The following is a 13317-nucleotide window of genomic DNA, read 5'->3' as shown; positions in this document are numbered from 1 at the left end:
CCGAACTTCAAAGCCGCGTAAGCTGTCGGACCAGTCAAATCGGATGCGCTCGCTTATGAAACGCGCTTCACCGGGCCAGTAACTGCATCAACTCGTTTCGTTTGGTGTATGTCGTTGCCCAAATCGGGTTTCCCCCTTTTGGGCGACATCCATTAAGTCCAGATTAACCCTGATATCTGTGGCAGGCGGACTGCCTGTCCAGTGACCAGTACCTCACATCGCTTATTTCCCGTCGACGCGGGTTCGGGTTAACGTTTCGAATCGTCCTGATTCCGCCAATCTGCCAGAAGGTCAAGCGCCTCTCGCATGATTCGCATGAAAAAAGCGAATCAATTACCCGACTTAGCCCGTTACGCGCCATTTGGACGCGCAACGACGCTTTCTCAATTCACTCGCTTCCAACTAAGCTCGCCCTGCCCTGCCCGAGGAGACGCCAAACCCTTCGATCAGCGCTTCCGTGGCCTGCACATCCTGGAATTGCGCCTGAATTTCGATCAGGTGCCGGTAGTTTTCGTCTGTGGGATCGGTGGCGAGCGCCGCTTCCGCCTGTTTCAGTTCCTTATGTAAGGTGCGCGCGCTGCGCTGCAAGTGCAGCGCCTGGCTGAAAGCATCGCGGGCATCTTCAAGGGCAGCGGTCTCCAGCGCCGGCCATTGCCGCATTCGCCGGATCAGGCCGACGGCCCGCTCCCAGATCTCGGCGCAGCCGGCGCGTTCGATCGTCGCAATCACCGCCTGCCGGTCATTGGCCATGTCGTGCGCCATTGCATCGAGGATTGCCGCATGCAGCCGCCTCAGATCGGAGTTGGCGAGATCGAGGAACTCGATATGGGCGAAATTCTCGTCGATCAGCGCCGGATGGTTGATCAACGCGACGATGATCGTCGCCTCGCGCACCGACATCCCCTCGCCGCCACGTTTGACCAAAGCCGACTGGCCGAGGCTTTCGGTGATCGCCATGCGGCCGCTGCCGGCCTTTGCGAACTGCCCGCCGGGCGCGGCCGTCTTGCCCTGGCCCTGTTTCCAGTCCTGCCCCTGCCGACCTTGCCGGGCACTGCGCTGCGAGCCGAAGAAGCTCAGCACACGCTCCCGCATCTCCTGCTGGTAGTGGTAGCGCAGGCTTTCGTCGCGGATGCGGCTGGTCAGTTCGCGCAGCGTCTTCTCGAGCTCGGCCCGCCGCTCCGGCGTATCGAAGACGCCGCCCGCCGTCTCACGCATCCACAAAAGGTCGACCAGCGGCCGCGCCTCGGCCAGAACGCGACGAAATGCATCCGGTCCTTCGGCCTTGACCAGATCGTCGGGATCCTTGCCTTCCGGCAGCAGCGCGAAACGCGCCGAGCGGCCGGCCTGCACAGACGGCAGCGCCATATCGGCGGCCCGCCACGCTGCCTTCAGCCCGGCCTTGTCGCCGTCGAAGCACAGCATCGGCTCCGGCGCCATGCGCCACAGCAGCTCGAGCTGGTTCTCGGTAAGCGCGGTGCCAAGCGGCGCCACGACATTCTCGAAGCCGGCCTGTGCCAGCGCGATCACGTCCATATAGCCTTCGACGGCAATGACCGTGCCGTCCTTGGCCAAGGCCTTGCGGGCGCGGGCGAAATTATAGAGCACGTTGCCCTTGTGGAAGAGCTCGGTGTCAGGCGAGTTCATGTATTTGGCCAGCGCATCGGGCGCCAGCGCACGGCCGCCAAAGGCGATGATCTTCCCCCTGGAATCCGGGATCGGGAACATGATGCGGTCACGGAACCAGTCATAGGAAACCGGAATGTCGTCGCCGTGGCGCACCAGTCCGCAGGCCTCGATATCGGCTTTCGGCACGCCCTTGGCGGCGAGATGCTCCTTCAGCGCATTGCGGCTGTCGGGCGCAAAACCGAGCCGGAACGATTGCTGCGTCGCCGGCGTCAGTCCGCGGTCGCGCAGATAGGCACGCGCCTTGGCGCCTTCCGGCCCTTGCAGCCGTTCCTGGAAGAACGCGGTCGCCATTTCCATGACGTCGGTCAGGCTGGCGCGTTCCTTTTCGCGCCGCTCCTCCTGCGCGTCGCGAACCGGCATCGGTACACCGGCCATGTCGGCGATTTTTTCCACCGCTTCGGGAAAGCTCATCCCGTCCAGTTCCGTGAGGAACTTGAAGTGATCGCCCGAGACCGAACAGCCGAAACAATGATAGCGGCCCTTCTTGTCCTCGCAGTGGAAGGATGGGCTCTTCTCGCCATGGAACGGGCAGCACGCCCAATAGTCGCCGCGCGGCGCGTTGGTCTTCTTGCGATCCCACGCGACGCGCTGGCCGATCACCGATGAAATCGGCACGCGGTCGCGTATCTCGTCGAGGAAGGCGGGTGGAAAGCGCATCGGGGAACTCGTTTCCCCACCATATAATCATGCCTGGGAAGCCCGACGACCCCTAATACGGGCCATACCCGGTTTCCACAGGGCAAAAAGAAAGGCGGCCGTAGCGGGCCGCCTCCCTTTTCAATGTCCGGCAAGTGCCGATTAATGCGCGGCAAGCGCGCCGAAGATGACGCCGGAGAGGATGCCGACCAGCACATAGTCGTTGCCGACGCGGATCCATTCCTGGCCGCGGCCGGGACGATGCAGGCCGTAGCGGCCATAGTCGCGGATCGGCTGATGGCGCTTCCAGCCGGAATATTTCTGGCCATGCCGCCACTGGTTCTTGTTGTAGCCAGGCTTGCCGGGCTTGTTCCAGTCGCGCCGATTGTCGGGCTTGCCAGGCCGACCGGGCTTGCCGGGCTTGTTCTTCCAATCCTGGGTGTACTGCCCCTGCTGCGCATTGTTGGACGCGGCCTGGGCGGACTGGATGGTCGGCACGGCCAGCATCGAGACGGCGAGAACAGAGAGGATAAAGCGCTTCATGGTGGGGATACTCCTTGGTTGTCGATGCCAGAGGAATAGCGGGCCACCGATGAACCGAAACTGAACACACGCATTACAATTGTGTAATGAATTCCTTGATTTATACAAAAAAGCTGAACATGCCCGCAAAGGCAACAGCCAGTAACATCGCAAACTCGGCCTATCCGGCGCATCGCGCCCGCCCCGCAATGCAACCATTTACGCGTCCGTCCATTTTCCGACACTGCCTGTCGCGCCGCAGCGGCCCTTGAAATCGACAAGATTTTATTACCCGGCTAAAATATTCGAGTTATTATAAGTCGCCGCCATGAACATGATTCGTACCCTCGTTTTCCCTTCTGATCGCCACGCCAAACAGGGCGCGCATCCTGTTTGCATGCGGGGGGCGAAATGAGCGGGTCCGTCGTCCTCCTGCATCTGGCCGGCGCCGTGGCGCTGATGCTGTTTGCCACCCGCATGGTGAAGACCGGTGTCGAACGCGCCTATGGCGACGTGCTGCGCCATCGCCTGCGCGCCACCATGCGCAATCCGATCATGGCGGTGCTGGCCGGCACCGGCCTTGCCATCGCCCTGCAGAGCTCCACCGCCGTCACGCTGCTGGTCGGCTCCTTCGCCGGCTCTGGCATCGTCTCGGGCGCCGCGGGCCAATTGGCAGTGCGCGGCGCCGAGATCGGCTCGGCGCTGGTGGTCAAGCTGCTGACCTTCGACCTCACCCTGCTGGTGCCGCTGTGCCTGATCACCGGCACGGTCATGTTCATGGCCACCGAGCGGCGCGACTGGCGCCAGTCCGGCCGCATCCTGGTCGGCATCGGCCTTTTGATCCTGTCGCTGGAGATGATCGGCCAGGCATCGGAGCCGCTGCGCAACAGCCAGCTCATGCCGGTCATCATCAATTACTTCTCGACCGATTCCATCACCGCCTATCTGCTGGCGGCACTGATCACCTGGCTGTTCCAGTCGAGCATCGCGGCGGTGCTGTTGATGGCGACGCTGGCAGGCCGTGGCCTGATCACGCCCGAACTTGGCGTCGTTCTCATCCTCGGCGTCAACCTCGGCTCCTCGATCATCGCGCCGATGCTGACCCGCTCGTCGAGCCCCGAAGTTCGCGTCGTGCCGATCGGCAATCTCCTGATGCGCGGGCTTGGCTCGCTGGTCATGCTGATCCTGGTCATGATCTTCAGGCCGCACTTCGCCTTTCTCGGTTCGACGGCGGCGGACCAGATCGTCAATGCCCACATCCTGTTCAATGTGCTGATCCTGCTTGCCGGCCTGCCGCTGGCAGGCTTCGTCTACCGCGCTTCGGAGAAGATCGTCGCACTTGGCACCAAGCCCGTGCCGGCCGCCTCGCTTGACGTCGTCGAGCTGTCCGCGCTCAACGAAAGCGCGCTCGACGTGCCGAGCCAGGCGCTGGCCAATGCCACCCGCGAGGTGGTGCGGGTCTGCGAGACGATCGAGATCATGCTCAAGCGCATCATCGAACTCTATGAAAGTGCCGACGCCGACAAGATCAAGGCGCTGGCCGCACTCGACGACCGCGTCGACCGCAAGCACGCCGCGATCAAGCTCTACCTCGCCAAGTTGACCAGGAACCCGCTGACCGAGGACGAAGCGCTGCGCTGCCAGGAACTGATCGGCGCCTGCGTCAAGCTCGAGCAGGTCGGCGACATCATCGTGCGCAACATGCTGGTGCATGTGAAGAAGAAGTTCGAGCGCGGGCTGGAATTCACCGACGAGGGCTGGGCCGAGCTGTGCGCCTTCCATGGCTCGGTGCTGGCCAATGCGCGGCTTGCCTTCAACGTTCTGGTGTCGCGCGATCCCGAGACCGCCCGCCAGTTGGTGCTGGAAAAAGACCGGCTTCGCGATCGCGAAAAGGAAACCAGCGCCAGCCATTTTGTTCGCCTGCGCGACGGCACCGCCAAGAGCGTCGAGACCAGCTCGATCCATCTCGACACCATCCGCGACCTGAAGCAGATCAATTCGCTGCTGGCCTCGATGGCCTATCCGGTGCTCGAGGAGCGCGGTCTGCTCACTGGCTCGCGGTTGAAGGCGAGCTGAGAAGCGGCCGATCTCCCCCCTCGTGGGGGAGATGTCCGGCAGGACAGAGGGGGCGCCGTAGAGCGCGGCCGATACCGCCCTTTGATTTGCTTGATTTGTCACCGGCTTCAGCTCCGGCAGAAAGTTCGATAGGCTGGCGGGACAGCGCCCCCCTCTGGCCTGCCGGCCATCTCCCCCACAAGGAGGGAGATTGGCGCTTCATCGCCGCCCCACTCAAGAAAACCTAAACTCGCGACAAAAATTTCTGGATTGCCCGCGACGCCCATCCGTGGTTTGAGGCCCTTCCAGCTAAGGCTTCCCGCCATGTCGCTTCCGCTCATCGCCCTGTTCATTGCCGCATTTGCCTTCGGCACCACCGAATTCGTCATTGCCGGCGTGCTGCCGCAAGTGGCGCAAGGTCTTGGCGTCTCGGTCCCCTCGGCCGGCTATCTCGTGTCCGGCTATGCCGGCGGCATCGCCATTGGCGGCCCGCTGCTGGCGCTCGCCACCAAGTCGTTGTCGCGCAAGACCTTGCTGCTCGGCCTCGCCATCGCCTTCACCATTGGCCAGGCGGCCTGCGCGCTGGCGCCCGACTTCACCTCGATGCTTCTGTTGCGCATTGCCGTGGCGGTCGCGCATGGCGCCTATTTCGGCGTCGCCATGGTCGTCGCCGTCGGTCTCGTGCGCGAGGACCAGCGCGGCATGGCTGTCGCCGTCATCCTGTCCGGCCTCACCGTCTCCAACGTCATCGGCGTGCCGGCGGGCACCGCGATCGGCAACATCTGGGGCTGGCGCGCCACCTTCTGGGTGATGTGCGCGCTGGGCGTGGCGGCGACGCTTGCGATGGCGGCATTGTTGCCGCGCACCACCGGATCATCGGCCAAGCCCGCCGGTTTCGCCCGCGAGGTTCGCGTGCTGGCCCGCCAGCAAGTCTGGACCTCGCTGATCCTGATGCTGATGCTGATGATCGGCCAGTTCGGCCTGTTCACCTACATCACGCCGACCTTGCTGGAGGTTACCGGGCTCGACGAGAACCTGGTGCCGTGGGTGCTGCTGCTCAACGGCGTCGGCGCCACGCTCGGCGTCTTCCTCGGCGGCAAGCTCTCCGACTGGAAGCTGATGCCGTCGCTGATCACCATGCTGGCGCTGCAGGCGGTGATGCTGGCCGTCATCTATGCCGTCAGCCCCTATCCCCTGCCGATGGTTGTCGCGATCGTCATCTGGGGCGGTCTCAACTTCGCCATCGGCACACCGATCCAGACCCGCATCCTGGCCTGGACCGCCGACGCCTCGAACCTCGCTTCGTCGCTCATTCCGTCCGGCTTCAATGTCGGCATCGCACTTGCCGCGTCGCTGGGCGCCGCCATGCTCAATGCCGGCTATGGCTACCGCAGCCTGCCGTTGCTCGGCGCAATCGCCATGCTGGTCGCCGTCGCGGTGGCGCTGGCATCCTATGTCTGGGAAGGGCGCAGCAACGCCACGCCGCCGCTGACGGCCCCGGCGGAGTAGACCACTCACCCGCCAACGCAGCAGGCGCATGGCGTTGGCGGTGACCAGAACGGTGGCGCCGGTGTCGGCCAGGATCGCCGGCCACAGGCCGGTGATGCCCAAAATGGTGGTGACCAGGAACACCGCCTTCAGCCCGAGCGCCACGCTGATGTTCTGGCCGATATTGGCCATCACCGCCCGCGACAGCTTCACCATCCGCACGACGTCCATGACGCGGCCATGCAGGATCGCCGCGTCCGCAGTCTCCAGCGCCACATCGGCGCCGCCGCCCATGGCGATGCCGATGTCGGCGGCGGCGAGCGCCGGCGCATCGTTGATGCCGTCGCCGACCTTGGCGACCATGAACCCCTCGCGCTGCAATTCACCGACGATGCGCTGCTTGTCCTGCGGCAACAGCTCCGCCCGCGCCTCGATGCCGAGCGAAGCGGCAATGGCTTCGGCGGTGCGGCGGTTGTCACCGGTCAGCATCACCGCGCGGATGCCCTCGGCCTTCAGCGCCGCGATCCCGGCTGCCGCATCCGGCCGCGGCTCGTCGCGCATGGCGATCAGCGCTGCCACCACGCCATCGGCCACCAGCACAGAGACGGTCTTGCCCTGGCCGTTGAGGCTGTCGATGGCAAGGCGCTGCGCTTCGGTCATGTCAGCGCGTTCGCCCGCCGCCGGACCGGAGCCGAGGAAAACAGCGACGCCGCCGACGCTGCCCTCGACGCCCTTGCCCGAGATTGCCTTGGCCGCCAGGGCCGGCGGCACCGGCGCCTTGTCGGCCTTGGCCCTCTCCAGGATCGCTAAGGCCAGCGGATGGCTGGAGCCCTGCTCGAGGGATGCCGCCAGCGCCAGCACGGTGCGCTCATCGCGGCCATAATAGGCCACGATGTCGGTTACGACAGGTTTGCCTACCGTCAGCGTGCCGGTCTTGTCGAAGGCCACCGCCGTGATCCGGCGAAAGCCTTCCAGCACGGCACCACCTTTCATCAACAGGCCACGCCGCGCGCCGGTCGCCAGCCCTGCGGCGATCGCCGCCGGCGTCGAGATGACCAGCGCGCAGGGGCAGCCGATCAGCAGGATCGCCAGGCCCTTGTAGATCCATTCGTTCCAGTTGCCCCCGGCAAGCAGCGGCGGCAGCAGCGCTACCAGCGCGCCGACCGCCAGCACGGCCGGAGTGTAGGTGCGCGAGAAGCGGTCGATGAACCGTTCAGTCGGCGCCTTGGCTTCCTGCGCCTCCTCCACAAGCCGCACGACCCGGGCGATGGTGTTGTCGGAAGCGGCAGCCGTCACCCGCACCTTGAGCACGCCGTCGGTGCTGATCGTGCCGGCAAAGACGGCGTCCGCAACGCCCTTGCGCTTCGGTGTGCTCTCGCCGGTCACTGGCGCCTCGTCGACGTCACCAGCCCCTTCGACGATCTCGCCATCGGTAGGGAGGCGGTCACCCGGCCGCACAACGATGACGTCGCCGACGGCAAGGTCTTCGGCGGAAACCTCTGATGTGCCGCCCGCCCGCTCGACCAAGGCTGTCTTCGGCACCAGATCGGCAAGTCCCTGGATGCTCGCCCGCGCCCGGCCGGCGGCGACACCCTCCAGAAGTTCGCCGATCAGGAACAGCACCACCACGGCGGCTGCCTCTTCCGTGGCGCCGATCATCACGGCGCCTATCGCCGCGATGGTCATCAGCATCTCGATCGAGAACGGCGTGCCTGCCAGCGCCGCCATCAGCGCGCGTCGCGCGATCGGCACCAGGCCGACCAGCAGCGCGGCCAGGAACACCCAGCGCTCCGCCACTGGGAACAGATGGCCGATGCCATAGGCGGCGAGAAGCGCTGCCGCGCAGGCCAGCGTCAACACCGTCCGGCGGGAACGCCACCACGCCTGCCCCGGCTCGGCATGGCCATGATCATGGCCCGCATGATCGTGGTCTTCATGGTCCTTGTGGACGTGATCGGCGTGCACCTTGTCTGGCATCGGCGATACGTGCGCCTCGGCCTTGACGATGCCGTAGCCGAGCCGTGCCACCTGCTGCAGCACCTTGCTATCGTTGAGCGAACCGCCGTGGCTGACCGTCATGCTGGCGCCGGTCACCGAAACCGAGACATCCGCGACGCCATCGAGGCGACGCACCGCCGTATCGATCTTGGCCGCGCAGGAGGCGCAGTCCATGCCGCCGATCTTGAACCGTGTCTGCCCGATTGTTTCCTGCTTGAGGGGAGCCGTCATCACATCACCTGCCTGTCTTGCCCGCGCGGCGTCGCCGCATGGGTCTTGAATGCTGATGTCAGGCATTGTAATTGCTCTAGTGACTAGAGCTTCAAGAGGCAAATTCATGTTTTCCATCGGTGATCTCTCGCGCCGCACCGGGGTCAAGGTGCCGACCATCCGCTACTACGAGCAGATGGGCCTTGTTGCCGCACCCGAGCGCTCCGAAGGCAACCAGCGCCGCTATTCCCGACAGGAGCTGGAGCGGTTGGCCTTCATCCGCCACGCCCGCGATCTCGGTTTCGCCGTCGAGGACATCCGCTCTCTGATCGGTTTGAGCGGCCACCCCGAGCAGCCCTGCGGCCACGCCGACAAGATCGCCGAGGAACAACTGATCTCGGTGCGGGAAAAGATTGCCCAGTTGAAGCGGCTCGAGGCCGAGCTCGAACGCATCGCCACGTGCTGCAATGGCCAGACGGTCGGCGATTGCTACGTCATCCGTGCGCTGTCGGATCATGCGCTGTGCGCCGATGAGCATGGTTGAGACACATCCTACAGCTCGATCCGGAACCGCAAGCTTTCCGCCCCGCCATAGGCGGCGTCCTCGAAGAAGCGTTCGACGAGCTTGCCGCCATTGGCCAGGATCACCTTGTGCGAAGCCGGATTACCCGGCTTGGCGGTGATCTCAACGTGAGCCAGGCCGACCGCCCTCGCCTCGTCCAGCATCAGCCGCAGCGCCTCGGTGGCGTAGCCGCGCCGCCGCTTCCACGGCACCACCGCATAGCCGATATGGCCGAGCACATGCGGCGGCAATTCCGACGTGCCCTTCTGCCAGCGAAAGCCGATCGAGCCCGACGCCTCGCCATCCCAGATCCAGCGGCGGAAGCCCGGCAGGCGCGGCACCTTCTTGCCGTCGGGCAAGCTGATCGCGCCACCCTTGCCCTGGGGATCGTCGAGGTCGGCAAGAAAGGCCACGGGATCCTTTTCGATGGCCGCGAGCTGCTCGCGCGTCGCCTCCATCAGCCGCACATTGTCCGGTGACCAGCCGCGTTCGAGCGCCGCCTTGTAGGACGGCAGATGTTCAAGTGCGGGTTTGACGATTTCGATCATGGTGCACCGGCGCAGACGCGACATCGGCAAGATAGCATCCCTGCCCGGGAAGGCACGGTCCACCAAAGCGCAGTCTCTTACGACAAGGGCCGCGCTCCCATCACTGGAAACACGGCCCTGGCGTTGGGTCCTTGGGAGGACCGGTGCTCCGGCGCGGCCGCGCCGGAGCACCTTTAGCGATCTCAGGCGATGTCGAAGCGGTCGGCGTTCATCACCTTGGTCCATGCCGCGACGAAATCCCTGGTGAATTTCGCCTTGGCGTCCGCCGAGCCGTAGACCTCGGCAAGTGCGCGCAATTGGGCGTGCGAGCCAAAGATCAGGTCGGCACGGGTGCCGGTCCACTTGACCGCCTTGGTCTTGCGGTCACGCGCCTCGTAAACTTCGTCGGAGCCGGCGGCCGGATCCCAGACCGTGTTCATGCTGAGCAGGTTGACGAAGAAGTCATTGGTCAACGTCCCAGGCCGGTCGGTGAACACGCCGTGCTTCGAGTTGGCCGTGTTGGCGCCCAGCACCCGCAGACCGCCGACCAGCACCGTCATTTCGGGTGCGGTCAGCGACAGCAATTGCGCCCGGTCGACCAGCATGGCCTCGACCGACATCGGCTGCCTGCCCCTGACATAATTGCGGAAGCCATCGACTTTCGGCTCGAGCGCGGCAAAGGAATGGACATCCGTCTGTTCCTGTGAAGCATCCATGCGACCCGGCGTGAACGGCACCTTGGTCTCGTGCCCGCCGTCCTTCGCCGCCTTCTCGACCGCGGCGACACCGCCGAGAACGATGATGTCGGCCAGCGAGATCTTTTTCCCGCCGGTCTGTGCCGCGTTGAACTCCTTCTGGACGGCTTCCAGCTTCGCCAGCACCCTCGACAGTTCCGCCGGCTGGTTGACCTCCCAATCCTTCTGCGGTGCCAGTCGGATACGTGCACCATTGGCACCACCGCGCTTGTCGGAATTGCGGAACGTCGAGGCCGAGGCCCACGCCGTCGAGACCAATTCCGAGACCGACAGGCCCGATGCCAGGATCTTCGCCTTCAGCGACGCGATGTCCTGCTCGCCGACCAGTTCGTGGTCGACCGCCGGGATCGGGTCCTGCCAGATCAGCTCTTCCTTCGGCACGAGCGGGCCGAGATAGCGAACGACCGGACCCATGTCGCGATGGGTCAGCTTGTACCAGGCGCGGGCAAACGCGTCGGCGAACTGGTCCGGATGCTCATGGAAGCGCCGCGAGATCTTTTCATAGGCCGGATCGACCCGCAGCGCGAGATCGGTGGTCAGCATGGCAGGTGCGCGGCGCTTGGACGGATCGTGGGCATCCGGCACGGTTCCGGCGCCGGCGCCGCCCTTCGGCGTCCACTGATGCGCGCCCGCCGGGCTCGTGGTCAGTTCCCATTCGAAGTTGAACAGATTGTCGAAGAAGTTGTTGCTCCACTTGGTCGGCGTCGTGGTCCAGGTCACCTCGAGGCCTGAGGTGATGGCATCGCCTGCGATGCCCGTGGCATGCTTGCTCGACCAGCCGAGGCCCTGCGCTTCGATGCCGGCGCCTTCCGGCTCCGCACCCACCAGCGAGGCATCGCCGGCGCCGTGGGTTTTGCCGAAGGTGTGGCCGCCGGCGATCAGCGCCACGGTCTCCTCGTCGTTCATGGCCATGCGGCCGAACGTCTCGCGAATGTCGCGTGCCGAGGCCAGCGGATCCGGCTTGCCGTTCGGCCCTTCCGGATTGACATAGATCAGTCCCATCTGGACGGCGCCGAGATGGCCCTGGAGTTCGCGGTCGCCGGAGTAGCGCTTGTCGTCGAGCCACTTGGTTTCCGAACCCCAATCGACGTCCTGCTCGGGTTCCCAGACGTCGGCGCGGCCGCCAGCGAAACCGAAGGTCTTGAAGCCCATCGATTCCAGCGCGACGTTGCCGGTGAGGATCAGCAGGTCGGCCCAGGAGATCTTACGGCCATATTTCTGCTTGACCGGCCACAGCAGCCGGCGCGCCTTGTCGAGATTGGCATTGTCCGGCCAGCTGTTGAGCGGAGCAAAACGCTGCTGGCCTGCCCCGGCGCCGCCACGGCCATCGCCGATGCGGTAAGTGCCGGCACTGTGCCAGGCCATGCGGATGAACAGCGGCCCGTAATGGCCGAAGTCGGCCGGCCACCAATCCTGCGAATCCGTCATCACATGGTGCAGGTCCTTGATCACCGCATCGAGATCGAGCGACTTGAATTCCTCGGCATAGTCGAACTTTTCGCCCATCGGATCCGAAAGGTTCGATTGCTGATGGAGAACGCCAAGATCGAGTTGGTTGGGCCACCAGTCACGGTTGCTCCTGCTGGAGGATCCGTGTGCAACGGGGCATTTGCCGGCGCTGGGATCATCGGTCTGTGCGTCCATGTTCTTCTCTCCGATCGTGGCTGTGTTGAGCTGTTCAACTGCTGCGTGAACAGGGACACAAAATGTCCCTGTAGGCGGTCCGTTTTCATGGCTGGCGCGATGACCTATGCCCGATACGCGGACCGAATATGTTGGATGTCCTGTTGCTGCGGGCATGCGCCTCACCAGACGGTCCCGGCTGCTCCTCATCTTCGTTGCGACTCCTATAGCAAAGCCGCTTGATTAATTTAAGTTGGATTTCCTGATTACAGCGATAAGATGACGTTATGACAAATCTGACGCTGAAGCAGTTGCGTTATTTCGAGGCACTGGCGCGGCACAACCATTTCGGCCGCGCCGCGGATGCCTGCGCGATCTCGCAGCCCGCCATCTCGGTGCAGATCCGGGAGTTGGAGGAAACGCTGGGCACGGAGCTTTTCCAAAGAGGCCCACGCCAGGTCCGGCTGACCAATTTCGGCGAGGAATTCGCCTTGCGCGTTCGCGACATCCTGCGCTCGGTGGATGAGCTGACGGATCTGGCCCGCGCCTCTCGCGACCGGCTGGTGGGACGGTTGCGCATCGGCGTGATCCCGACGATCGCACCCTACCTTCTGCCTGCCATCATCGGCAACCTCGCCCGCATGCATGACGGGCTCGATATCCACGTGCGCGAAACGCAGACGCAGAAGCTGATCCAGGAACTGGCCGACGGGCGGCTCGACGCGGCCATCGTTGCCTTGCCGGTCTCGGAACCCTCACTGACGGAGATCGTGCTGTTTGCCGAGAACTTCGTGCTGGTCCGGCCCGGCGAGGATGAGGGAAAGCCGGTGCCCAACCGCGAAATGCTACGCGAGATGCGGCTGCTCCTGCTCGAGGAGGGCCATTGTTTTCGCGATCAGGCGCTGTCGTTCTGCAACATGCATTCGGCGCGCCCAAGGGAGTTGCTGGACGGCAGCTCGCTGTCGACCCTGGTGCAGATGGTCGGCGCCGGCGTCGGCGTCACCTTGATCCCCGAAATGGCCGTGCCGGTGGAGACACGCTCGGCGTCGGTCTCTATCGCCCAGTTCGCCAACCCCCAACCTTCACGGACCATCGGCATGATCTGGCGCAAGACAAGCCCGATCGCCAAACAGCTGCTGCTTATATCCGAAGTCGTTCGCCTAGCGGCCGAAACGTTGCGCGCGCAGCACAGTTCGACATTGCTTGCGCGGCCCCTGAACCTACCGGCAGCGGCCCAATGAAGGCTGGCTGACCG

General features: G+C 64.5%; 8 protein-coding genes and 1 pseudogene. 4 read left to right on the top strand and 5 right to left on the bottom strand.

The genetic code is table 11. The annotated features are described in order from the left end of the window. Nucleotides 1-402: 402 nt before the first annotated feature. Both dnaG and EN943_RS03300 read right to left on the bottom strand, forming a co-directional pair. Nucleotides 403-2343, bottom strand: coding sequence for a DNA primase (gene dnaG, locus EN943_RS03305; protein ID WP_127411484.1), 1941 nt, complete (start codon nt 2341-2343; stop codon nt 403-405). 141 nt (nt 2344-2484) lie between these two features. Beyond that, nucleotides 2485-2865, bottom strand: coding sequence for an RcnB family protein (locus tag EN943_RS03300; RefSeq protein ID WP_127411483.1), 381 nt, complete (start codon nt 2863-2865; stop codon nt 2485-2487). Between the two features lie 390 nt (nt 2866-3255). On the opposite strand from EN943_RS03300, the gene EN943_RS03295 reads away from it, so the two are divergent. Beyond that, nucleotides 3256-4920 carry a Na/Pi cotransporter family protein gene (locus tag EN943_RS03295; protein ID WP_013530146.1) on the top strand — a complete coding sequence of 555 codons (1665 nt, stop codon included), beginning with the start codon at nt 3256-3258 and terminating at the stop codon, nt 4918-4920. Nucleotides 4921-5223: 303 nt separating this feature from the next. After that, the gene (locus EN943_RS03285; RefSeq protein WP_127411481.1) at nt 5224-6408 is read left to right on the top strand and encodes an MFS transporter; all 1185 of its coding nucleotides are present in this window, start codon (nt 5224-5226) and stop codon (nt 6406-6408) included. Nucleotides 6409-6417: 9 nt separating this feature from the next. Here the strand turns inward: EN943_RS03285 and EN943_RS03280 are convergent. Further along, a pseudogene (locus EN943_RS03280) lies at nt 6418-8616 on the bottom strand (heavy metal translocating P-type ATPase); the annotation flags it as partial. Between the two features lie 106 nt (nt 8617-8722). Between EN943_RS03280 and EN943_RS03275 the strand changes: the two are divergent. After that, nucleotides 8723-9139, top strand: coding sequence for a helix-turn-helix domain-containing protein (locus EN943_RS03275; RefSeq protein ID WP_127411480.1), 417 nt, complete (start codon nt 8723-8725; stop codon nt 9137-9139). Nucleotides 9140-9147: 8 nt separating this feature from the next. Here EN943_RS03275 and EN943_RS03270 read toward each other — a convergent pair whose 3' ends face one another. Next, nucleotides 9148-9705 carry a GNAT family N-acetyltransferase gene (locus EN943_RS03270; RefSeq protein ID WP_127411508.1) on the bottom strand — a complete coding sequence of 186 codons (558 nt, stop codon included), beginning with the start codon at nt 9703-9705 and terminating at the stop codon, nt 9148-9150. Between the two features lie 182 nt (nt 9706-9887). Beyond that, entirely contained in the window at nt 9888-12083 is a 2196-nt protein-coding gene (katG, locus tag EN943_RS03265) for a catalase/peroxidase HPI (protein ID WP_127411479.1), read from the bottom strand. A 266-nt stretch (nt 12084-12349) separates the two neighbouring features. Here katG and EN943_RS03260 point away from each other — a divergent pair, with 266 nt between their 5' ends. Beyond that, on the top strand, nt 12350-13303 hold the full coding sequence (locus EN943_RS03260) for a hydrogen peroxide-inducible genes activator (RefSeq protein ID WP_127411478.1): 954 nt from the start codon (nt 12350-12352) through the stop codon (nt 13301-13303). Nucleotides 13304-13317: the final 14 nt, after the last annotated feature.

The sequence above is a fragment of the Mesorhizobium sp. M7A.F.Ca.US.006.01.1.1 genome, from assembly GCF_003997935.1.
In the GTDB taxonomy this organism is placed as follows: Bacteria; Pseudomonadota; Alphaproteobacteria; order Rhizobiales; family Rhizobiaceae; genus Mesorhizobium.
This window is presented reverse-complemented; position numbering and strand designations above follow the sequence as displayed.